This window comes from Nonomuraea sp. MTCD27 (assembly GCF_041950495.1).
GTDB lineage: Bacteria > Actinomycetota > Actinomycetes > Streptosporangiales > Streptosporangiaceae > Nonomuraea.
Genome location: NZ_JBGNUW010000001.1, coordinates 129,308 through 150,320 on the forward strand (window position 1 = coordinate 129,308; position 21,013 = coordinate 150,320).

A 21,013-nucleotide genomic window follows, 5' to 3' on the forward strand; every position below is an offset into this window, starting at 1 on the left:
GGGGGACAACGGTGGACTTCGGGCTCCTGTGTGTACATGCCCACCCGGACGACGAGGCGATCTGGACGGGCGGGACCCTGGCCAGATACGCCGACGAGGGCGCCCGGACCGCGGTGGTGACCTGCACCTGGGCGGAGGGGACGGGGCGGGCCGGAGAGCTGGAGCGCGCCCTCGGCCTCCTCGGCGCCGGCAGCCCGAGACTGCTCGGCTACGCCGACGCCCGCAAGCCCGAGTCCGCCCCCGGCGCCCCGCGCTTCGTGGACGTGCCGCTGGAGGAGACGGTCGGGCGGCTGGTCGGGCACATCAGGGACGTCCGGCCCGACGTCGTGCTCACCTACGACGGCTACGGCAGCTACGGCCACCCCGACCACGTGCACGCCCACCGGGTCACCCTGGCCGCGGTCGAGGCGGCCGGATACGACCAGCTCTACCCCGGAACGGGCGAGCCGTGGCGGCCCCGGGCTGTCTACCTGGCCACGATCCCGCGCTCCGTCGTCGTGTCGCACTGGCAGGCGGTCTTCGGGGCGCCCCCGGACCCGGGCCAGACGCTGCCGGGGGTCCCCGACGACCAGATCGCCGCCCACCTGGACGTCGGGCCGTGGGCGGAGCGCAAGTGGGCGGCCATGCACGCGCACGAGTCGGAGGTCGGGCGCGGGGCCTCGATGACGCTGCTGACCTCGCTGCCCGAGCACGCCCGTGCCCAGATGCTGGCCAACGAGTGGTACCGCCGGGTGGCCTACGCCGGCGGGAGTCGGACCACGACCCTGCGCGGCTGACGGCGCAGCGCGTACCTGGGTACGGGTACGCGCTGCGCCCGGCGCCGTCCGGTCAGGCGATCACCTGGTAGCCGAACTGCACCACCAGCCCGCTGGCGCCGGTGCTGCCGAGCACCCGCAGTTGCAGCCGTCTGGCGACCGACGTGCCGTCCACCACGTACGGCGAGGTGAGCGTCGTGGACTGCAACGTGGTGGTCGCGCCCGTCGCCGTCCCGCCGGCGCTGTCGCCGTCGGCGTCCAGCCGCACCTGGCAGGTGCCCGCGCCCAGTTTCCTGGAGACCCGGACGATGCGCAGCCGCTGGCCGTCGGCGTACAGCAGGTTGGACAGGTCGTGCAGGCCGTCGGTGACGGCGCCGTCGATGCGCGCGGTCAGCCAGCCGTCGATCTGCTGGACGCCCTTGTTGCCGGTGGCGCGGGTCTGCGCGGTCTGCGCGCCGGTCAGGGCGTACGCGCCGGCGTGGTTGCCGTTGAGGTCGTTGCCGGTGATGAGCACGTCGGGCGAGGCGCTGACGATGCCGTAGTCCTGCCGGTTGACGCCGTCACCGACGAAGCCGCCGATGGCGTTGCCGGTGACGACCACGCGGGTGGCCTCCGCGCGGATGTTGATGCCGGCGCCGTGCCGGTAGACCTGGCCGCTGCCCGTGTACGTGCCGGGTTCGGCGCCCTTGAGGTCGAAGGCCGTCGGGCTGACCACCTGGATCGTCCACGCGCCGTCGAGGCCGGTGATCCCGGAGACGGTGACGCGGTCGTCGCTCTCCCAGCCGTGCGGGGCGGAGGTGGTGACGCGGACGCCGCCCGAGCCGTTCCCGGCCACGGAGCTGATCTGCCGGGCGAAGTCGGGGTGCGCCATCCGGCCGTTGTTGCCGATCAGGCAGCCGGTCACGGTGGTACGGGCGGAGGCGACGTCGATGCCGTTGCGGCCGGCGCCGCGGATGACGCAGCCGGTGAAGGTGACCCCGCCGACGAACTTGGGGCCGACCCGGACGTTGTCGAGCTCGCCGTCGGCGGAGATGTAGGTGTTGGCGAACTGGGCCTGCGCCCCCGCCTCCAGCAGGACGGGCACGCCGTAGCCGTTCTCGAAGCCGCCGCCCTCGAAGTAGACGAACTTCGGCAGCGCCGTGCTGCCGGTGGTGTTGCGCATCCACAGCCCGTGCCGCCCGAACAGGATGGCGGTCGCGATGAACTTGATCGATCCGCCGAGCCCGTCGATGACCACGTTGTCGGTGACCTTGTTGCCGCTGCCGGCGGCGATGCCGCACTGCACGAACTCGACCGGGTCGGCGCGCTGGTCGTCGGCGACGCCGTTGAGCAGGATGACCTGGTCGCCGGTGAAGGTGTTCCAGACGCAGTTCTGGAACCTGACCGTGTTGCAGGCCCGCAGCACGAGCCCGTTGTGGCCGTCGCGGAAGCGGGCGTTGGTGAAGGCCAGCATGTAGTTGCCGTCCTCCTTGGCCGCTCCGGCCCGCTCGGTGCGGATCATCGCGCCGCCGCTCAGCCCGAGGCCGCGGATCTGCAGGTTGCGGAAGCCGCCGCCGTGCACGCCGGTCAGCACGAACCCGTCGGCGGCACCGGTGTCGAGCAGGATCTGGGTGCCGTGGTCCAGGCTGTCGGTGTGGCCGGCGCCGTCGAAGGTGATGGGCACGCGCTTGACCGAGATCGTCTTCTTGACGAGCACCTTGCCGGGGCCGATCTCGATGGTGCCGCCGGTGGGCAGGGCGTCGACGGCGCTCTGCAGGCGCTGGGTGTCGTCGTCGGTGCCGGTGCCGCGCCAGCCGTACCAGGCCAGGTCCACGGTGGCGGCGACGGGCCGCTTCCACCGGCCGGTGGCCACGCCCGCGACGGCGAAGACGGTGCCGCCGTCGTCGGGCGCGGTGCTCGTCTCGTCCCAGTACAGGTCGCCGCCGCCGCGGCCCGGCGTGGCCGTCACGCCGGGCTCGGCCTGGTGGTAGCCCAGCAGGTAGATCTGCTCCCCCGGCTGGCCGGGGGTGGTGCGCAGGTCGGTGACGCCGGCGATCTGCCGGACGTCGCGCTTGGCGGCCTGCGCGGGGGTGGCGCTGAGCGCCATGGCGGCCGCGCCGCCCGCGCCTAACACCGACAGAATCCGACGGCGGTCCTCGTTGATCTTCATGTGTCAGCCTTTCACCGCGCCGATGAGGATGCCCTTGGCAAAGTGCTTCTGGAGGAACGGGTAGACGATCGCGATGGGGACCAGGCTCAGCACCAGGATCGCCATCTGCATGGACTGGGGAGGGGGCAGGAAGCCGCCCGACAGGTCCGCCGCGTCGACGCCGAGCGCGCTGTTGTCGACCACGTACGTGCGCAGGACCAGCTGCAACGGCCATTTCTCGGTGTCGTTGAGGTAGAGCATGGCGTTGAAGAACGCGTTCCAGTACGCCACCGCGCTGAACAGCCCGACGACGGCGATGACCGCCTTCGACAGCGGCAGCACGACCCGCAGCAGGATGCGCAGCTCACTGGCACCGTCGATGCGGGCGGCGTCGATCAGATCGCCCGGGATCTCCTGGAAGAAGGCCCGCATGATGATGATCTGGAACCCGCTGGCCAGCCCCGGCAGGATGAGCGACCAGTAGGAGTCCAGCAGCCCGAGCTGCTTGATCGTCAGGTACATCGGGATCATGCCGGGCGCGAACAGCAGGGTGAACAGCACGGCCAGCAGGATCGGCCGGTGCAGCAGCGAGCCCGGCCGGCTCAGCGAGTACGCCAGCAGCGTGATGCACGTCAGCGACAGCAGCGTCCCGACGACCGTGACGCCGACGGACACCACCAGCGCCCGGGTGACGACCCCGCCGGCCAGGATGGCCCGGTAGGCGTCGAGGTTGGGCCGGTCTGGCCACAGGACATAGCCGCCGGTGGCGGTGACCTGCGCCTGGTCGGCCAGGCTGGTGGAGAGGACCGCGAGGAACGGCAGGATCACCAGGGCGCAGCAGGCGGCCACGACCACGCCCTTGACGGTACGAATGATCATTTGGAGTACAGCCCCCTCTCGCCCAGCAGGTGCGCGACCTTGTTGGCGCCGAGCACGAGCACCAGCCCGACCAGCCCCTTGACCAGGCCGACCGCGGCGGCCACGCCCCAGTTGCCGCCGACCACGCCGTAGGTGTAGACGTAGGTGTCCAGCACCTCCGACACCTCGGTGCCGACCATGGCCTGCTGCAGGATGATCTGCTCGAACCCGACGGTGAGCACGTCGCCGAGCTTGAGGATGAGCATCAGCACGATCACGCCGCGGATGCCGGGCAGCGTCACGTGCCAGAGCTGGCGGGTCCTGGAGGCGCCGTCCATGGCGCTGGCCTCGTACAGCTCGGGGTCGACGCGGGAGAGCGCGGCCAGGAAGATGATCGTGCCCCAGCCGGCGTCCTTCCAGATCACCTGCGAGGTGATCAGGGCCAGGAACAGGTCGGGATTGCCCAGGAGCGGCAGCGTCGCCAGGTCGTGCGAGCGCAGGAACGCGTTCAGCAGGCCCGCGTTGCCCAGCATGTGCTGGAAGATCGCGACGACGACCACCCACGACATGAAGTGCGGCAGGTAGAGGATCGACTGGGCCAGCCGCTTGACCCGCGCACCGGCCAGCGAGTTGAGCAGCAACGCCAGTGCGATCGGCACGGGGAAGACGAAGATGATCTGCACCAGCGAGATGAGCAGCGTGTTGACCAGCGCGTTGAGGAACGCCGGGTCACCGTTGAAGATCACCCGGAAGTTCTCGAAGCCGACCCACGGCGCCTCCCAGATGCCCAGGAAGGGCTGGTAGTCCTTGAAGGCGATCACGTTGCCGAGCATCGGCACGTAGTGGAACAGCAGGATCACGAGCAGGCCCGGCACGCCGAGCAGGAGCAGCAGCCCGTCCCTGCGCAGCCGGGAGGCCTTCGGGGTCGCGCGCCGCGGCGGGGCGGCTGGGCGGGCCGGTGGGGATTTCACGTCCAGCGCCATCGCTCAGTCGCCCTTGGCCAGCGCGGTCTCGTAGTCGCGGCGGATCTGGTCGCCGCCCTGGCTGCGCCACTGCTTGACGACCTCGTCCCAGTGGCTGACGGGCTTGCGGCCGAAGACGATGTCGAGCTCGGCCTGATCGATGATCTTGATGAGGGTGCCGCCCTTGTTGACGGCGGTCTCGGAATAGAGGGCGGCGGCCGGGTTGCGGACGATGCCGGGCACGACGCGCTCCTGGTAGGCGCGCTGGGCGTCCACCCGTTCGCGGGGGCGGGGGCCGAGCACGTGGGGGGCGTCGGCGACGTACTCGAGGGGCAGCTTGACCTCGGCCTTGCCGAGGCTCGTCGGCTCCGGCGCGCCGTCCTTCATCGTGTAGTGGGTGCCCTCGACGCCGAACTTGCGGAACATGTACTCGCTCGTGCCGAGCGGCGCGCTCAGCCAGTCGCAGATGCGCAGCAGCTTGGCGAGGCGGCCGGGGTCGGCCTTCTTGAACGCGGTGATGGCGAAGTTCGCCTGCCCCGCGCGGGCGGGGCCCGGGGAGACCACCGCGCCGACGTCCACCTTGTAGGTGTCGGCGAGGATGTCCCAGGCGGCGTAGCCGTCGGAGTTGAGGGCGATGGTGCCGTTGCCGAACAGGTCGCGCAGGTTGAGCTTGGCGCCGATGGCGTCGGGGTGGAACAGGCCCGCCTTGACCATCTCGGCGGTCTTGGCGATGGCCTCCTTGCGGCCCTCGACCTCGTGCTCGGAGGTGAACCTGCCGCCCTCCTCCCGCCACGTGTTGGGCACGCCGAGCATGGTGCCGACGTACATGATGACGCCCTTGGCGCTGCCGAAGGCCCACCGGTTCTTCGCCGGGTCGGTCAGGCCCTTGGCCAGGGCGAGGAAGTCGTCGTAGCTCTTGGGCTCGCCGCTCAGGCCGCGCTCGGCGATGAGGTCGGAGCGGGCGAACATGATCGTGCCGACGATGGCGCGCGGGATCGGGATGGCGTAGACGCCGCCCTGGTAGGCGGTGGTCAGCCAGGAGTCACGCGGGATGTTGGCCAGGAACGGGTAGGTCTTGACGGCGTCGCCGGAGACCAGATCACTGAGGTCGGCGCACAGGCGGGTGAGGATCTGCGAGCGGTTGGCCAGGCTGGCCGACAGCATGAGGATGTCGGGCAGGTCGCCGCTGGCGACGACGGTGGACAGCTTGCTCACGTAGTCGACGGCGGGCGCCATCGTGATGTTCAGCGTGGCGCCGAGCCGGGTGTTCAGCTCCTGCCAGAACCGGTTGGCGTCCGGGCCGGGTGGCACCGGGTTGAACATGTTGGTCAGCACGCTGACCTCGCCCAGCCCCTCCCCTGGCTTGTCGGTGAAGGCGGTGACGGGCTGGGCGGGGTAGGTGTAGTAGGCGGCCAGCACGCCGTCGGCGGTGGCCGGCAGGTCGGGTTTGACAACGCCGGACGGGACGTAGGCGGGGAAGACCGCCTTGCGCGTCGCGCCCTGCGGGCTCGCCTGGGGTGACGGCGAGCCGCACGCTGTCAGCAGGCCGCCCGAGGCGGCCAGCAGAGCGGTGCTCCCGGTGAGCTGGAGGAACTGGCGCCTGCTGTGACGCGCGTCAGACATGGCCTTTCCTTTCGTCGGGGGGTTGTCGGAAAGTCGTCGGGGAGGTCCGTCGGGGCCTATCGGAGTTTCAGGGTGATCACGTGCCAGGGGTCCAGCCGGACGGTGCCGCCGAGCTCGGGCGGCTCGCCGAGCTCCGTCTCGTCGGCCCGGCACCGCACGATCCGGCCGGGGTGGCGCAGCCGCACCTCGCCGCCGTGACCCGACAGGTCCTGGAGGCGGACGAGCAGTCCCGTACGGTCGCGCGGCTCGGCCACGGTCGCGGCGACCCAGCCGGGCAGGCCGAGGTCGAGCAGGCTCCCGGCGGGCGCGGCGAGCGGGCGCGGCCCGGTGTCGAACTTGTCGAGCCTGCTCACCTCCGACACCATGGGCGCCGCCCGGACCTCCCGGCCCAGCCGCCCGGCCGCCACCGGATCGAACGCGGGCAGCGGGCGGAAGGCGTAGCGCAGGGTCAGCGTGCCGTCCTGCTCGGGCGGGGTGTTGGTGGGCCAGTAGTTGTTCATGACCCACGAGTGGATGGTGCCGCTCGCGGGGGCGAAGCGCTCGGGCCAGGCGCCGCGCACGATGTCCCCGGCGGTGAACAGCGGGGCGTCGGCCGAGGTCCACGCCACGGCGCCGGCCGGCGAGGCGACGACGACGCCGTGCTGGGTGGTGAACCACTCCTGGCAGGCGCCGGGGGCGTGGTCGGCGGCGGGGTCGATCCAGCCCTGCTGGCGGTCGTAGTGGAAGCGGGGGCGTTCGGCCGCGAAGGGGAAGGTCACGTACACCGCCTCCTTGGCCGGCTCGCGCTCCTTCTCCAGGCGCACCAGCACGTCCACGCGGTCGTCGGCGTCCCTGAGCAGGACGTCCACCTCGACGTGCGGCAGGCTCGGCGCGCTGCCCACCGCCCGCAGCCGCCAGCCGTCGTACGTGCGGCGCAGCCCGACCGGCCGCATGGCCGCCGGGAAGACGTCCAGCTCCGGCGGGTCGGCGTGCGGGCGGCGGCCGTTCAGCGAGGTGCGGGGAGCGGGCGGGTGGTGGTGCGGCTCACCGCTGTGCCCGGTCGCGATGCGGGTGGACGGGCCGTTGCGGACGTACAGCACCTGGCCGAGGGGCCCGTCGAGCAACCGCCGGCCGGTGGGCCGGTGGGTGAGCCCGAGCACGGCACCGGTCGCGGGGTCGAGCTCGGCCTCCCACAGATCGGTGACCAGCCGGGGCGGCACCTCCTGCCAGCCCTCGTCGTGATCGCCCGAGGAGGCGCCGCGGCCGTCCTCCTCCCCCGGTGCGAGCTCGGCCGGGTCGGCGAGCGGGATCGTGCGGTAGCCGAAGGCGGGCACCGCGGCGACGGTCATCCGGTAGCGGCGCAGCCCGGCGCAGTCGGACAGGACCTCGGCGGGCAGCGGCGGCGGCGCGGTGGACTCGTACTCGACCTCCACGTCCCTGGCCCAGCTCAGCGGGTTGTGCACGAGCAGCGTCGGACCCTGGGTGGTGACCAGCTCGCCGAGCTGGCTCAGCGCCCGGCGGCCCTCGTCCACGGCGGTGCGCAGGGCGGTGTGGACCTGGTGGCGCTTCCAGTCGAGCTGGTCGCCGACCTGCTCGCCGTGCGGGTGGGCCAGGGCGTGCGACCAGGTCCAGGTGTGCTCGGCGCCGAACAGCGCGCCCTCCCAGGCGTCGTCGAGCGCCTGCCGGTTGGGCCGGTAGGCCGGCTCCGCCCGCGCCACCAGGGCGGCCAGCCCTTCGGTGGCGGGCAGCGCGCTCTGGGCCCGCCGGTGCTCGGCCACCACCGTGGCGCCGGTGCCGACGCCGTCCTCCCAGTAGCTGCCGCCGTCGCCGCGCCACACCGGCAGCCGGTCGGCCAGCGGCCGGACCGCGTCCAGGTAGCCGGCCATGGTGGAGACGACGATGCGGGGGTGGGCGTACACGGCGTTCCACCGGGCGGCGAAGCCGGCGTCGCCGTCGGCGAGGTCCTCGTTGTCGGCGTGGGTGCCGATGACGGCCAGATCATGGGGCAGGTAGTCGGGCCGTTCGTAGCGGGCGAGCAGGCGGCACAGCGCGTGGGCGCCGCCTTCGACCGTCTGCGGGTCGCCCACCATGAACCGCAGCTGGGAGTAGGTGTCGGAGAAGTGGGTGAGCACGCGCGAGCCGTCGACGCCCTCCCACATGACCGGGCTCAGCAGGTGCTGCAGGTCGCTGTCGGCGTTGCCGCCGCGGTGGTGGTTCTCGATGCCGACGAAGCCGTCGATGCCCAGCGCGGCCAGGACGGACGGCACGGCGGCGCTGTAGGAGGGCACGTCGGTGAGGTTGGCGTACGTGACGGGCACGCCGTGCTCGTCACGCAACCGCGCCGCCAGGTAGGCCGCCCGGTAGATCTCCTCCAGCGAGGCCACCCCCGACAGGAAGAGGCTGTGGAAGGCGTTGACCGCGATACGGCCGTCCCGCAGCGCCTGGAGCACGCGACCGGCGCTCTTCTCCGAGCGGGTGGCCAGGTACTGGGCCAGGACCAGTGAGCCGTCCACGGAGAAGGCGAAGCCGGGGTCGCGGTCCAGCGCCGCCAGGGCCCGGTCGAGGTTGCGACTGTGCAGTTCCAGCACCTTGCCCTGGCTGTCGGTGTAGCCGACGTCGAGGTGCACGTGCGGGATGAGGTGCAGCGTCCACCTGCGGGCCGGGGTGAGGGTGAACGTCACGGGTTCGCCGCCGTCCACCGACACCTCGGCCGGGCCACGGGCCTCCGGGACGGGGAAGCGTACGCGGGCCTGGCCGAAGTCGCGTCCGGGCAGGTCGAAGACGTACGTGCGGCCGCCGAGCCGGACCTCCGCCCGGCGGGCGGGCAGGGGGGCGGTGAGCTCGACCAGCTCGTGCCCGTCGTGCAGGTAGAGCGGCGTGACCCGCAGCGTGGGGGCGGGCGGCGGCCCGGTCGCGGGCGCCAGCGTGATCGAGCGCCAGGTGATGCCGCTGCCGAAATGGTGCCCGAACTGCTCGCGGTGCCGGTGCGGTTGCCCGTCGGGGATCGTGACCGGGCCGGTCGCGGCCTCGGGATCCAGGGTCGTGGTGATCGCCAGGACGTGCTCGCCCGGCGGCAGCATCGAGCCGGGGATCGGCACCTCCGCCAGCACCTCGCCCGCGATGGGGCCGTGCCGGTACACCTCGGCACGGTCCTCGCGCCGCACCTCGGGGTGGATGAGCCCGCGGTGCTCGCCGTCGATCTCGATCTCCAGGTCGGGGCAGGGCCCGTGCCCGGCCGTGAACGCCAGCCGCAGCACCCACCGGTCACGGGCCTCGCCCACGTGCAGCGGCACCTCGATCCGGTGCGGTCGCCACCCCGCGGCGGCGTCGAGGGGGCCGGGCTGGAAGGGCGGGTCGGGGATCATGTCCGGAGTTCCAGCTCGGGCAGGGAGAGCACGCTGCCGTGCTCCTCGAGGGCGGCGGCCAGGTCGGGGTAGCGGTAGTCCTGCACGGCCTGCCCGGTCCGCAGGGACTGGGCGGCCAGCTCGCCCGCGGCCTCGCCGAGCATGCCGTAGTTCGGCTCCATGCGGGCCGACAGGCAGGCGACGTGGCTGACGGAGAAGCAGACGGGGACGGCCACGTTCTCGATGCCGCCGCGGGCGGGGAACAGGCACTCGGCGGGGATCTGGTAGAGGTCGGCCGGCTCGTTGTACTCGGTGCCGCTGGGCGGGCCCTCCCCCGCGATCGTGTCCTGACCCTCCGGGTAGAGCTGGACGATGTGGCAGTCGATGCCGTACTTCCAGCAGCACACCGGGGTCGCCTTCGTGTTGCCGGGGATGCGCAGGTCGTGCTGGGTGAGGACGTACTGGCCGATCATGCGGCGGCCCTCGCGTACGTAGAGGGCGTGCGGGAAGCCGGCGCCGTACGGGCTGTCGGTGAACTCGTCGGCCGGCAGCCCGAACGTGCGCGTGTCGGCGCGGAACGACTCCGGCAGCGACGGGTCGTGGCTCAGCCAGTAGAGCATGCCCTGGTGCCAGCGCACGTGCTCGGCGATGACCTCCTCGCGCCGCACCCAGGTGCCGTCCGGGTAGTCCCACGACGCGCCCGGCAGGTCGAAGCCGATGAACAACGCCTGGTTGGTCTGGTACTTGTCGCCGGGCGGCAGCAGGGCGGTGTGCGTGACGATGTCCGACAGGCCCGCCAGGCCGCGCCGCCGGACGAGCTGGCCGAGCAGGCTGTACAGGCGCGGGTCGTACCCGTCCGGCTCGGTGAAGGGCAGCCGGTCGGGCGCCTTGGACAGCACGCCGCGGAAGTTGTACGCCTGCGTCTTCGCGTCGCCCTCGCCCGGCGGCTCGGCCGGGGGCGGGCCCACCGGGTAGCCGCTGTTGGGCGAGAACTCGCTGCGGCGCAGCGCCCGGTGCGGGAGCACGCCGGCGAACGGCTCGTCGTAGCGGGAGCGCGGCTCGCGCCCGTAGGTGTACGGCACCCCGGCGGCGGCCATCAGGTCGCCCTCGTAGGAGGCGTCGATGAAGAACCGGGCCCGCCGGCCCAGCACCGCCACGATCCGGCGGCCCCGCGTCTCGACGTCCGCCGGGCCGTGGACGCGGGCGCCGGTCACGACCTGGGCGCCCGCCTCGGCGAGCAACCGCCGGGCGACGCGTTCGGCGACTTTCGGCTCGAAGCGGTACTGCGGCTCGGTGGAGCCGTACTCGCGGCCGATGCCGCCGAAGAAGCGGTCGCGGGTCAGCCCGGCCAGGGCCGCGAGGATGTTCGGCGGGTCGCTCTTGACCAGGCCGCCGGCGACGATGCCGCCCACGTGCCCGGTCGGCTCCAGGATCAGGCTGCTGAGCCCGCGCAGGCGCAGGCGCAGCGCGGCCATGATGCCGGCGAGCGTGGCACCGTAGATGACGACGTCTGGCTCGTCGGTCGCCGGGCTCATGCGCGCCGCTCGGGCAGGACGTAGGTGGGGGTGGCGTTCTTGCGGGCCTGCGAGGGGCGCATGACGGCGATGTCCTCCGGCCAGGCGACCGGCACGCCGAGGGTGCCGGTGAGCAGGCGCTGCAGCTCCTCGGTCAGGTCGGTGGAGTCGGCCACGGCGTGCGGCTCGGTGCCGCGGCTCAGGCAGAGCGCCGACAGCGCGCCGACCGCCTCGCCGATGCTCCACTCGACCGGGTGCAGCCGGTAGCTGCCGTTGGTGATGTGGGTGGTGCCGATGTTCTTGTTGGCCGGCAGCAGGTTGCGCATCCGGACCGGGACCAGCGCGCCCAGCGGGAGCTGGAACGGGTAGACCTCCAGGTTGACGTAGTTGATCCCGGCCGTGCTCGGGTGCAGGTCGATGTTGTAGTGGCCGACGCCCACCGAGTCGGCGAACCGCTCGGCCCCGGCGCCCTCCGGGCGGTCCACGACCGCGATGTGCTGCTCCAGCACCGTGAACCGGGCCCGGATGCGGCGCGACTCGCGGATGTAGGCGGCCTTCGCCATCCCGTCGGCCGTGCCCGTCAGGTCGGGTCGCAGCCGCAGGCCCGGGTAGCCCTGGCCGCCGTCCGGCCGCGGCGCCTCGGTCTGCATCCAGTGCAGGTACGACAGCGACAGCTCCTTGCACCGCTGCAGCGCCTTCTCCCGGTCGGCGCCGGGGCCGAGCAGCGGCGCCTCCCAGTAGTCGATGTTCGGCCAGTTCACCAGCGTGATGTCGGTGTCGATGACCGCGCGGTCGAACTGGGTGCGGGCCCGGATGCGGCGGAAGTGCCACAGGTCGGCCAGGCTCACGGCGTCCATGTCGCCCTCGAAGATCCGGTTGACCCGGCCCTTCATGGTGTGGATGTCGATCTTCTCCCAGGAGAGCTGCGGGCCCGGCCAGAAGGGGTCGACGTGGGTCTTCCAGTGGTCGTACGAGGCGGGCTTGTCGATGACGTGCTCCTCGCCGGGCCGGTATTCCAGCGGGAAGCACCAGGAGATCGCCTGCTGGTCCGTGGGGTCGGCCACCGGGGAGGCGTACGGCTCGCCGGTCTCGTCCTGCGACTCGGCGCCGATCACGTGCTCGGTGCCGGTGAGCTCCAGCAGGTCGCCCAGCTCGGTGGCGTCGGCCACCAGGGGCGCGACGACCGTGGTGAGCTCGCCGGTGCGGGAGCTGCGCACGGTCACGGCGGTCACCCGGTCGCCGTCGGTCTCCGCCCGTACGGGGACGGTGTCGAGCAGGACGGTGATGCGGCCCGCGGAGACGTACGGCATGAGCATCTCCTCCAGGGCCGCCAGCGCCACCCGCGGCTCGACGCACAGCTTGCTCACGTTGCCCAAACCGGGGTTGAGCACCTGCTGCGCCGCCACCTCGGGGAGCAGCGGATAGTTGCGCCGGTAATAGTCACGGATGCGGTCGCGCAACTCCCGGTAGCCGGAGGAGACGTGCGGGGTCTCTATCCAGGGATGTTCGTCGGACGGCACGGCCTGCGAGGTCAGCTGACCACCCAGCCAGTCCGTCTCCTCGGTCAGCACCACGTGGTGGCCCAGGCGGGCCGCCGTCAGCGCGGCGGCCACTCCCCCGAGCCCGCCACCCACCACCAGCAGATCAACCTTCATGTCACTCATTGCTAATTTATTTGCTTTCTCTGCGCCAGGCCATCAGGTTTCGCACATGTTAAGCCTCGGCCAAATGCGCATGTCAATAGCTGATAGCTCTGCAAATATCAGCAGTGGACAACCCGGTTATTGCTAATGCACAATCGGGGCATGTCGCGATCAAGGGGAGGGCCCAGCCAGGCGGACATCGCACGGGAGGCGGGCGTGTCGCAGTCGACCGTCTCGATGGTGCTGACCGGCTCGGGCGACCTCGGCCGCATCTCGGCCGAGACACAGCGCAAGGTGCTCAGGGCCGCCCGGCAGCTCAAATACGTCTCCGCGGGCCAGCAACGCGCGGCGGGCGGCGGCCGGCAGGCGCCGCTGCTGCTCGGCGTGCACACGTTCGAGCCGATCTTCCCGACGAGCGCCCGGGACTACTACTTCGAGTTCCTGCAGGGCATCGAGGAGCAGGCCGGGATCGAGGGCTGCAACCTCGTCCTGTTCACCGCGGCCCCGAACGAGGACGGCGTACGCCGCATCTACAGCGGCTCCACGAACGGGCTGCGCCAGGCCAACGGCAGCCTGCTGCTCGGCCACCACACGCACCGCGAGGACCTGACCCGGCTGGCCGCCGACCGGCACCCGTTCGTCTACATCGGCCACCGCGAGGTCCCCGGCACGGAGATCTCCTACGTCGGCGGCGACTACCGCGCCGCCACCGGCCGGATCGTGGACGACCTGGTCGGCCTGGGCCACCGCACCTTCGCCTACCTCGGCGAGGCCAAGCGCGACGAGCCGCAGACCGACCGGTGGGAGGGCTTCCGCGCCGCCCTGGAGCGCTTCGGGCTGCCGGTGCCCGAACCCGTCTTCGCCCGTCCCGACGACCTGACCGCCCAGTGGCTGGACCAGACCGTCCGCGACGGCGCCACCGCCGTCCTCGTCGAGGCGGTCAGCCTGATCCGGGTGCTGGTCGCCATGGCCCGGCTGCGCGGCCTGGAGATCCCCGGCGACCTGTCGCTGGTCCTCCTCGTCGACGACCCCGGCGGCGAGTCCGGGCTCGACCCGCTCGCCACCCTCCGCATCCCCCGCAACGCCATGGGCCGCCGCGCGGTGAACCTCCTGACCTCGCAGATCACCGACCCGGCCGGCGACTACGAGCGGCAGATCCTGCTGCCGTGCACCCACACGCTCGACGGCACGGTGGCGCCCGCGCGCCCCTCTCCCTGACGGCGCGGCCGCGCACCTTCGCGCCGCGCGAGGTCAGCCGCGCGGGGCGTACATGATCACCGCCACGCCCACCAGGCAGATCAGCGCCCCGATCACGTCCCAGCGGTCGGGGCGGAACCCGTCCATCACCATGCCCCAGGCCAGCGAGCCGGCGACGAAGACGCCGCCGTAGGCGGCCAGGATGCGGCCGAAGTTCGGGTCCGGCTGGAAGGTGGCGACGAACCCGTACGCGCCCAGCGCGAGCACACCCGCGCCGATCCACAGCAGGCCGCGCTGCTCCCGCCAGCCCTGCCAGACCAGCCACGCGCCGCCGATCTCGGCGACGGCGGCCAGGACGAACAGGGCGATGGAGCGCAGCACGGCCATGCCGATCACCTTAGGCGCCCGCGGCTCCGGTGATGCGCAGGCCCCGGCCGGTCAGGCGGTCGAGCACCCCGGCCGGATCGCCGCCGATGGTGTCGGGCAGCTGGTAGAACTCCTCCAGCAGCGCCCGGGCGACCTCGTCGTCGCTCACCGCGCAGTCCCACAGCACCTCACCGCCCTCGACGGTGATGTCGAAGGCGAAGAACGCGCAGCAGGCCTTCTCCCGCGCGGCCAGGTCGCGTACCCACGCCTCCACGCCCGGCTCCGCGCGCAGCCGGAAGCGGATGCCCGCGCCGGTCCGCTCCCGCCCGGCGAGGGCCTGTCCGAAGAGCCGCCGGTATTCGGCCAGGCGCTGCTCGGGGGTGTCGGTGGCGTCGGTCATGTCGCAGACCACGGGGGTGGAAGCAGGGGGAATGTCCATGTCAGGCTCCTTTCACGGCCTTGCGGGCCTTCGGGCCTTACGGGCCTTGTGGCACCGGTCACCGGCAGCCTAAAGTCTGGACTCAGGTCCAGAGTCAAGGAGTGAGGCCGGTGCGGATCGGTCAGGTCGCGCGGGAGGCCGGGGTCAGCGTGGACACCGTACGCTTCTACGAGCGCCGCGGCGTGCTGCCCCCCGCCCGGCGCAGGCCGTCGGGCTACCGCGTCTTCGGCCCCTCGGCGGTGGAGCGGATCCGGATGGCCAAGGCGCTGCAGGAGCTGGGCTTCACGCTCGACGAGGTCACCGACGCGCTGGCCGCCCACGACGCGGGCGGCGCCACCTGCGACAGCGAGCGATGGCGGCTGGAGGTGGTGGTGGAGCGGATCGACGCCAAGATGGCCGAACTGGCCCGCGCCCGCCGGGCCGCGGTCGAGAGCCTGGCCGACTGCCGCGCCGGCCACTGCCGCCTCCTGCCCAGCCCCCGAACTGACCGGCCCCCCGAACTGACCGATCCCCCGAACTGACCGGCCCCCGACCCGACCGGTCAGCCCGCGGCCGGCCGCTCGGCGATCCGGCGGACCTCCTCCACCGGGTACGGCGTCTTCCTGCTCTCGTCCCGCAGCTTCCCGTAGAAGTCCCACATCACGGTGGTGAGCAGGCTGTCGCGGGAGAGCAGCTCAGCGATCTCCCCGGGAACCCCGGTGGGCCGCCCGCCCCCGGCCCAGCCCCGCACCAGCTCCCGCCGCTCTTCCCGGTACAGAGCGGTGACCAGCCAGTACACCAGATAGGAGATCGCGTAGGTCTCGTCGTAGGTGCGGTGCAGGCGCAGGAAGTCGCGCTCCTCCGGCGACAGGGCGAACCGGGAGGAGGTGGCCAGCCCGAAGTCGGTGAAGTAGAGGCGCCGCCCGTCGGTCATGATGTTCCCGAAGTGCGTGTCGAAGTGCATGAGCCCGCGGGAGTTCATGAAGGACACCCCTTCGCGCAGGCCCCGGTCCACCACGGCGCAGGCCCGGACGGCGGCCTCGTCGCCCGCCTCCACCTGGGTGTTCAGCCACTGGTGCAGGTTCTGCGGGAGGTGCTCCAGGAACAGCGTGAGGCTCGCCGACGACGTGCGGAGCGCCTCGATGCGGCGGCGTACCTCCGTCCCGCCTCCCAAGTAGGCGACCGCCCGGTCCACGTCGGCCAGCTGCTCGACCAGGGCGGGCGCCGGGTGCGGCAGCACGCGCCAGTGGTACATCAGCGGGAATCCCGCGAACTGGTCCGCCAGCACCCAGTCGGTGGTCATCGTGTGCGCCGCGAGCTCCCGCCAGGCGCCGAAGCCCGGCGAGCCGATCGAGCCGACGCCGTACTGGCAGAAGGGCGGCAGGCCGAACAGGTTGGCCGTCGAGCGCACGTTGCCGGGCTGCCGTTCCAGGTCGGTGAGGGTCAACCGCTTGACGAAGACCGGCGTCCCCTCGACCTCCAGCCGCGCCGACGTCCCGCCGATGCCGGCGCCGAGCGGGACGGCCGCCTCGTCCAGCAGCCGGGCCAGCTCGTCGTCGCCGAGCAGGGCCAGCGACGTGGAGACGGCCGCGTACGAGGTCAGCCGCGCCTGACGCGACCTGGAAGGTTCGTGCGACACCGGTCCTCCGATCCGGCCCGCCGCGCCCGTCCGGCCCGGCCCGGGCGATGATCAGCCTAGCGACCCGGCCGCCGTACCGGTCCCGCAGGAGAGGATCACCAGGGTCAGGACGGCGGTCACCGCCAGCACAATGGCCAGGATCGCGACCACCTCCCACCGGCTGACGTGCGGGGCGAAGCGCTGCGGGCCCTCCCGGCAGGCCCGGGCGTTGAACTCCTCGAACCGGCCGGCCAGCCGGGCCCCGCCGTGCAGCAGCTCCAGCTCGATCTCCGCCAGGATCAGCCGCTCTTGCGGCGACAGGCTGTCCATGGCGCTCACTCCACTTCCGCCGCGCGGCCGAAGTGCGGATGGTGCAGGTCGAAGGCCGGTCGTTCGGAGCGGATGCGCGGGATGGAGCTGAAGTTGTGCCGGGGCGGCGGGCAGGAGGTGGCCCATTCCAGCGAGTTGCCGAAGCCCCAGGGATCGTCGACGAAGACCTTCTTCCCGTGCCGCGCGGTGTACCAGACGTTGTAGAGGAACGGCAGCGTCGAGGCGCCCAGGATGAACGCGCCGATCGAGGAGATCATGTGCAGGTCGGTGAACCCGTCGGCGGCGCTGTAGTCGGCGTAGCGGCGCGGCATGCCGGCCACGCCCAGCCAGTGCTGGACGAGGAACGTGGTGTGGAAGCCGATGAACAGCAACCAGAAGTGCAGCTTGCCCATCCCGTCGTGCAACATCCGACCGGTCATCTTCGGCCACCAGAAGTAGAACCCGGCGAACATGGCGAACACCACCGTGCCGAAGACCACGTAGTGGAAGTGCGCCACGACGAAGTAGGTGTCGGTGATGTGGAAGTCCAGCGGCGGCGAGCCGAGGATCACCCCGGTCAGACCGCCCAGCAGGAACGTGATGAGGAACCCGACCGCGAACAACATCGGCGACTCGAACGTCAGGTGCCCGCGCCACATCGTGCCGGTCCAGTTGAAGAACTTCACCCCGGTCGGGACGGCGATCAGGAAGGTGAAGAAGGAGAAGAACGGCAGCAGCACCTGCCCGGTCGGGAACATGTGGTGCGCCCAGACGGTCATCGACAGCCCGGCGATGGCGATGGTCGCGCCGACCAGGCCGATGTAGCCGAAGACGGGCTTGCGGCTGAAGACGGGCAGCACCTCGGTGATGATCCCGAAGAACGGCAGGGCGATGATGTACACCTCGGGGTGGCCGAAGAACCAGAACAGGTGCTGCCACAACATCGCGCCGCCGTTGGTGGGGTCGTAGACGTGCGTGCCGAGCTTGCGGTCGGCCTCCAGCGCGAGCAGGGCGGCGGCCAGCACGGGGAACGCCATCAGCACGAGCATGCTGGTCAGCAGCACGTTCCAGGTGAAGATCGACATCCGGAACATCGTCATGCCGGGCGCCCGCATGCAGATGATCGTGGTGATGAAGTTGACCGCGCCGAGGATCGTGCCCAGGCCGGCCAGGCTCAGCCCCATGACCCACAGGTCTCCGCCGGCGCCGGGTGAGTAGATCGCGTCCGACAGCGGCGTGTAGGCGAACCAGCCGAAGCTGGCCGCTCCCGAGGGCGTCAGGAAACCGCTGACCGCGATCAGCCCGCCGAACAGGAACAGCCAGAAGCTGACCGCGTTCAGCCGGGGGAAGGCCACGTCCGGGGCGCCGATCTGCAGGGGCATGACGACGTTGGCGAACCCGGCGAACAGCGGGGTGGCGAAGAGCAGCATCATGATCGTGCCGTGCATGGTGAACAGCTGGTTGTACTGCTCGTTGGTCATCAGCTGCAGGTTCGGGTGGATCAGCTCGGCCCGGATGAGCAGGGCCATCACGCCCGCGAACGCGAAGAACATGAAGGAGGCGATGAGGTACATGTAGCCGATGACCTTGTGGTCCGTGGTCGCCAGCCAGCTCGCCAGCAGTCGTCCCTTGGACGTGACCTCGACCGGCGTCAGGGCGGACGTCAACGGCTCGTCAGTGCGCGGTTCGTCGATGGTCACCGAAGATCCCCCATTTGCCCCGTGATGCCTGCGATGCCCGGCCCGGCAGCTTGTTTCCCAGGTCAGCGTCGTACGACGGGCTTTACCCCCTCCCGTGAGCACTATCCGGGCCGTACCGTTTCTGGGGATTCTCTGTACGCGACCCTCCGCACTCCTTGACCCCGGTCCGGCCCTCAGCCCCCGCCGCGCACCCGTCCCTCGGCCCCGTCGAGCACGCGCACCGCCCGCGCCGCCGGTGCTCTACCAGGCCACACGAGAGGTCTCCGATACGCTCCTGAACGTCCAGTTTGGGAGGTATTGGGTGTCGGGGGTTGTCGCGGCGTTCGCCGCTCTGGTGTCGGTCGCCGTGCTGGGCTACGTCATCGGTGTCATCGGGCTGCTGCGGGCCAGCGACGAGCTGGTGCTGTCACGGCTGGCGTTCTTCGTGGCGACGCCGGCGCTGATGTTCGCCACCGTGTCCAAGGCCGACCTCGGCGCGCTGCTGTCGCCGGTGCTGCTCACCGAGGTCATCGCGGTGGCGTTCACGCAGCTGGTGTTCGTCCTGGTGGCGAAGCTGGCGTGGCGGCGCACCACGAGGGAGGCCACGATCGGCGCGCTGGCCTCCTCCTACGTCAACGCCGGCAACCTCGGCGTGCCCATCTCGCTCTACGTGCTCGGCGACGCCGCGCTCGTCGCCCCCGTGCTGCTCTTCCAACTGCTCGTGCTCACCCCGCTCTCGTTCCAGATTCTCGACAAGGGCTCCCGCTCGCCGCGGGCGGCGCTGCTGCTCCCGCTGCGCAACCCGCTCACGGTGGCCTCGCTGCTCGGGCTCGCGTTCGCGCTGAGCGGGATCTCGCTGCCGGTCACGGTCATGCGGCCGATCGACCTGCTCGGCGGCGCGGCCGTACCCGTCGCGCTGCTGGCCTACGGCCTGAGCCTGTACGGCTCGCGCCGCACGACGACCGCCCCCGAGGAGAACGGCGTCGGCAAGGACATCTTCCTGGCGGCCACCCTCAAGGCGTTCGTCCAGCCCGCCGTCGCGTACGTCACCGCCCGCTTCCTCCTCGGCCTGGACGGCACGCACCTGCTGGCCGCCACCCTGTTCGCGGCACTGCCCACCGCCCAGAACATCTACGTGTACGCCGTCACCTACGACACCGCCCGTCGCCTGGCTCGCGGAACCATCCTCGTGACCACCGGCCTGTCCATCCCCATCATGACCGCGATCGGCGCCACGCTGGGGTGATGCGGAGGTGATCCAGCGTGACGGCGCACGTCTCCAGCCTCGGCGATCTTCTTCCGGATGGAACGGAACTGCCGCACGCCGGGGATCCGGAGCACGCGGGCCGGCACATCGCGCACGCCCAGCAGTCTGGTTCTGCAGATCGGACTGCAGGCTGGCCCAACCCGCATCAACGAAGGCGATCTCGGGCATGCACTCGAACTCCTGAGGCCCCGGCAGGCTGCAGGGGCTGCGCCGCAGATCGGCGACCCGCTTGTCGAGCTGGCCAATGAGGTAGGTGAGCGACCGCCGGTCCGGGCGCGACTTCACCTTCTTACGCAGCGACGCCAGAGCCCGTCGGGTGGCGGCCAGGTCCCGTGCTGTCCATGAAGGTCAGCCGTTCCAGGTCAGGCACCACAGGTTCGGCGGGGACTGGCCCGACATCGTCGCCTGCTGCGCCTCCTCCCAGGCCCGCACGTCGGCCTGCCTCCCTGTACCGCGCGTCCGGCAGCCATGGGCGGCGCTGCTCGTCGAAGAACGGGGGGCGCCCTCGACGGACCGCTGCTGCGCGGCATGATCCTCGAATCGGTGAACAGCTCGTCGCGGTGGGCCGTGCTCGGCGGCTGTCACTGGCTGGTCACGGACGCCCGACCAGCCGTCGAGCCGAAGCCCGCCGTTGGCGCGCTCGCTGCCCACCGTGAGACATGCAGTGCAGACACGCACGATAGCGGCATGTAACCAATGACTACGGTCTGTCACATGGATTAAGGCAACCATCCATAAAGAACCGGAACCTCATCAGCACAAGGAGCGCTGTACATGCTCTACCGCATCGCAACCGTCATGGCCGCCACTGGCATCGGAATCGCTGCCCTGGCTGCCCCCGCCGCCGCCCAGACCGCGCCGACCGACCCCCCGCTGATCAACCAGGTCCTCCAGGACGTGCTCAACTACGACAAGTCGCTCATCGTCTACTAGGCGCAACCCTCGTCAGCGGCACGCGTAGCGAAGGGCCCGAACCCACGCTCCCGGGATTCGGGCCCTCATGCCGTACGGGCAGCCGCCAAGTGCCGCATCCCGTCCCGGCCGCACAGGGAGAGCTGAACCGTGCTCTCCGATCACGAGGACGTTGGTGGCGGAACCCCTCCTCGTACAGCCGCTGCCCCATCCACTCAGAGAGGCGGCTCCTGATGCCGAGCCCCTGATAGTCGGGCAGAACCACCAACCTGTGCTCCATCTTCAGGTTGCGAGTCGCGGGGTGCTGGATGCGGCGGTAGGCCAAGAACGCGACCGGCTCGCCGTCGATGCCGCCCGGCTACCGGCTGTCGCGGCTTGTCGTTATGTCGGCGACCTGCAGAAACGTCTCAGTGCGACGCCAGCGAGATCGGCTTTCGGTCC

Annotated in this window: 18 protein-coding genes; 5 read left to right on the forward strand and 13 right to left on the reverse strand. The window is 71.4% G+C overall.

Annotated elements, in window-relative coordinates; genetic code table 11:
* Positions 1–11 precede the first annotated feature (11 nt).
* Positions 12–776 carry a PIG-L family deacetylase gene (locus ACBJ59_RS00670; RefSeq protein ID WP_375108205.1) on the forward strand — a complete coding sequence of 255 codons (765 nt, stop codon included), beginning with the start codon at positions 12–14 and terminating at the stop codon, positions 774–776.
* 52 nt (positions 777–828) lie between these two features.
* Here ACBJ59_RS00670 and ACBJ59_RS00675 read toward each other — a convergent pair whose 3' ends face one another.
* The 7 genes from ACBJ59_RS00675 to ACBJ59_RS00705 are packed head-to-tail and all read right to left on the reverse strand — an operon-like array spanning position 829 to position 12,818.
* Positions 829–2,904 (reverse strand): hypothetical protein, encoded by a 2,076-nt coding sequence (locus tag ACBJ59_RS00675; protein WP_375108206.1) that lies wholly within the window; start codon positions 2,902–2,904, stop codon positions 829–831.
* 3 nt (positions 2,905–2,907) lie between these two features.
* The gene (locus ACBJ59_RS00680) at positions 2,908–3,762 is read right to left on the reverse strand and encodes a carbohydrate ABC transporter permease (protein WP_375108207.1); all 855 of its coding nucleotides are present in this window, start codon (positions 3,760–3,762) and stop codon (positions 2,908–2,910) included.
* Complete coding sequence (locus tag ACBJ59_RS00685) at positions 3,759–4,712, reverse strand: ABC transporter permease (RefSeq protein ID WP_375108208.1); 954 nt, start codon at positions 4,710–4,712, stop codon at positions 3,759–3,761. Before ACBJ59_RS00685 ends, ACBJ59_RS00680 begins: the two co-directional genes overlap by 4 nt.
* 15 nt (positions 4,713–4,727) lie before the next feature.
* Complete coding sequence (locus ACBJ59_RS00690; protein ID WP_375108209.1) at positions 4,728–6,326, reverse strand: extracellular solute-binding protein; 1,599 nt, start codon at positions 6,324–6,326, stop codon at positions 4,728–4,730.
* A gap of 56 nt (positions 6,327–6,382) precedes the next feature.
* The gene (locus ACBJ59_RS00695; RefSeq protein ID WP_375108210.1) at positions 6,383–9,670 is read right to left on the reverse strand and encodes a hypothetical protein; all 3,288 of its coding nucleotides are present in this window, start codon (positions 9,668–9,670) and stop codon (positions 6,383–6,385) included.
* Positions 9,667–11,184, reverse strand: a complete 1,518-nt coding sequence (locus ACBJ59_RS00700; RefSeq protein ID WP_375108211.1) for an FAD-dependent oxidoreductase — start codon at positions 11,182–11,184, stop codon at positions 9,667–9,669. Before ACBJ59_RS00700 ends, ACBJ59_RS00695 begins: the two co-directional genes overlap by 4 nt.
* Entirely contained in the window at positions 11,181–12,818 is a 1,638-nt protein-coding gene (locus ACBJ59_RS00705) for an FAD-dependent oxidoreductase (protein ID WP_375108212.1), read from the reverse strand. Before ACBJ59_RS00705 ends, ACBJ59_RS00700 begins: the two co-directional genes overlap by 4 nt.
* A 150-nt stretch (positions 12,819–12,968) precedes the next feature.
* Between ACBJ59_RS00705 and ACBJ59_RS00710 the strand changes: the two genes are divergently transcribed.
* Positions 12,969–14,024: a LacI family DNA-binding transcriptional regulator gene (locus tag ACBJ59_RS00710; RefSeq protein WP_364121545.1), complete on the forward strand. Its 1,056-nt coding sequence runs from the start codon at positions 12,969–12,971 to the stop codon at positions 14,022–14,024.
* 33 nt (positions 14,025–14,057) lie between these two features.
* Here the strand turns inward: ACBJ59_RS00710 and ACBJ59_RS00715 are convergent, their stop codons facing one another.
* Together ACBJ59_RS00715 and ACBJ59_RS00720 are read right to left on the reverse strand one after the other, a co-directional pair.
* Entirely contained in the window at positions 14,058–14,390 is a 333-nt protein-coding gene (locus tag ACBJ59_RS00715; protein ID WP_375108213.1) for a YnfA family protein, read from the reverse strand.
* 10 nt (positions 14,391–14,400) lie between these two features.
* Positions 14,401–14,808 (reverse strand): hypothetical protein, encoded by a 408-nt coding sequence (locus ACBJ59_RS00720; protein WP_375108214.1) that lies wholly within the window; start codon positions 14,806–14,808, stop codon positions 14,401–14,403.
* A gap of 110 nt (positions 14,809–14,918) precedes the next feature.
* On the opposite strand from ACBJ59_RS00720, the gene ACBJ59_RS00725 reads away from it, so the two are divergent.
* Entirely contained in the window at positions 14,919–15,329 is a 411-nt protein-coding gene (locus ACBJ59_RS00725) for a MerR family transcriptional regulator (RefSeq protein ID WP_375108215.1), read from the forward strand.
* A gap of 20 nt (positions 15,330–15,349) precedes the next feature.
* Here the strand turns inward: ACBJ59_RS00725 and ACBJ59_RS00730 are convergent, their stop codons facing one another.
* The 3 genes from ACBJ59_RS00730 to ctaD are packed head-to-tail and all read right to left on the reverse strand — an operon-like array spanning position 15,350 to position 18,408.
* Positions 15,350–16,426, reverse strand: coding sequence for a protein kinase family protein (locus ACBJ59_RS00730; RefSeq protein ID WP_375108216.1), 1,077 nt, complete (start codon positions 16,424–16,426; stop codon positions 15,350–15,352).
* 51 nt (positions 16,427–16,477) lie between these two features.
* On the reverse strand, positions 16,478–16,735 hold the full coding sequence (locus tag ACBJ59_RS00735; protein WP_375108217.1) for a hypothetical protein: 258 nt from the start codon (positions 16,733–16,735) through the stop codon (positions 16,478–16,480).
* 5 nt (positions 16,736–16,740) lie between these two features.
* A complete protein-coding gene (gene ctaD, locus ACBJ59_RS00740; RefSeq protein ID WP_375108851.1) occupies positions 16,741–18,408 on the reverse strand; it encodes a cytochrome c oxidase subunit I in 1,668 nt (555 codons plus the stop codon).
* Positions 18,409–18,715: 307 nt separating this feature from the next.
* Here ctaD and ACBJ59_RS00745 point away from each other — a divergent pair, with 307 nt between their 5' ends.
* A complete protein-coding gene (locus ACBJ59_RS00745; RefSeq protein ID WP_375108218.1) occupies positions 18,716–19,639 on the forward strand; it encodes an AEC family transporter in 924 nt (307 codons plus the stop codon).
* 795 nt (positions 19,640–20,434) lie between these two features.
* Entirely contained in the window at positions 20,435–20,593 is a 159-nt protein-coding gene (locus ACBJ59_RS00750) for a hypothetical protein (RefSeq protein ID WP_375108219.1), read from the forward strand.
* On the opposite strand, the gene ACBJ59_RS00755 is transcribed toward ACBJ59_RS00750, so the two are convergent.
* Entirely contained in the window at positions 20,580–20,921 is a 342-nt protein-coding gene (locus tag ACBJ59_RS00755; RefSeq protein ID WP_375108852.1) for a GNAT family N-acetyltransferase, read from the reverse strand. The genes ACBJ59_RS00750 and ACBJ59_RS00755 overlap by 14 nt on opposite strands.
* Between the last annotated feature and the right edge of the window lie 92 nt (positions 20,922–21,013).

Bases quoted from the DNA above. Each gene is read 5' to 3' on its own strand.
- ACBJ59_RS00675 (WP_375108206.1), bottom strand. From the start codon at position 2,904: ATGAAGATCAACGAGGACCGCCGTCGGATTCTGTCGGTGTTAGGCGCG.
- ACBJ59_RS00680 (WP_375108207.1), bottom strand. From the start codon at position 3,762: ATGATCATTCGTACCGTCAAGGGCGTGGTCGTGGCCGCCTGCTGCGCC.
- ACBJ59_RS00690 (WP_375108209.1), bottom strand. From the start codon at position 6,326: ATGTCTGACGCGCGTCACAGCAGGCGCCAGTTCCTCCAGCTCACCGGG.
- ACBJ59_RS00695 (WP_375108210.1), bottom strand. From the start codon at position 9,670: ATGATCCCCGACCCGCCCTTCCAGCCCGGCCCCCTCGACGCCGCCGCG.
- ACBJ59_RS00700 (WP_375108211.1), bottom strand. From the start codon at position 11,184: ATGAGCCCGGCGACCGACGAGCCAGACGTCGTCATCTACGGTGCCACG.
- ACBJ59_RS00705 (WP_375108212.1), bottom strand. From the start codon at position 12,818: ATGAAGGTTGATCTGCTGGTGGTGGGTGGCGGGCTCGGGGGAGTGGCC.
- ACBJ59_RS00710 (WP_364121545.1), top strand. From the start codon at position 12,969: ATGTCGCGATCAAGGGGAGGGCCCAGCCAGGCGGACATCGCACGGGAG.
- ACBJ59_RS00715 (WP_375108213.1), bottom strand. From the start codon at position 14,390: ATGGCCGTGCTGCGCTCCATCGCCCTGTTCGTCCTGGCCGCCGTCGCC.
- ACBJ59_RS00720 (WP_375108214.1), bottom strand. From the start codon at position 14,808: ATGGACATTCCCCCTGCTTCCACCCCCGTGGTCTGCGACATGACCGAC.
- ACBJ59_RS00735 (WP_375108217.1), bottom strand. From the start codon at position 16,735: ATGGACAGCCTGTCGCCGCAAGAGCGGCTGATCCTGGCGGAGATCGAG.
- ACBJ59_RS00750 (WP_375108219.1), top strand. From the start codon at position 20,435: ATGCTCTACCGCATCGCAACCGTCATGGCCGCCACTGGCATCGGAATC.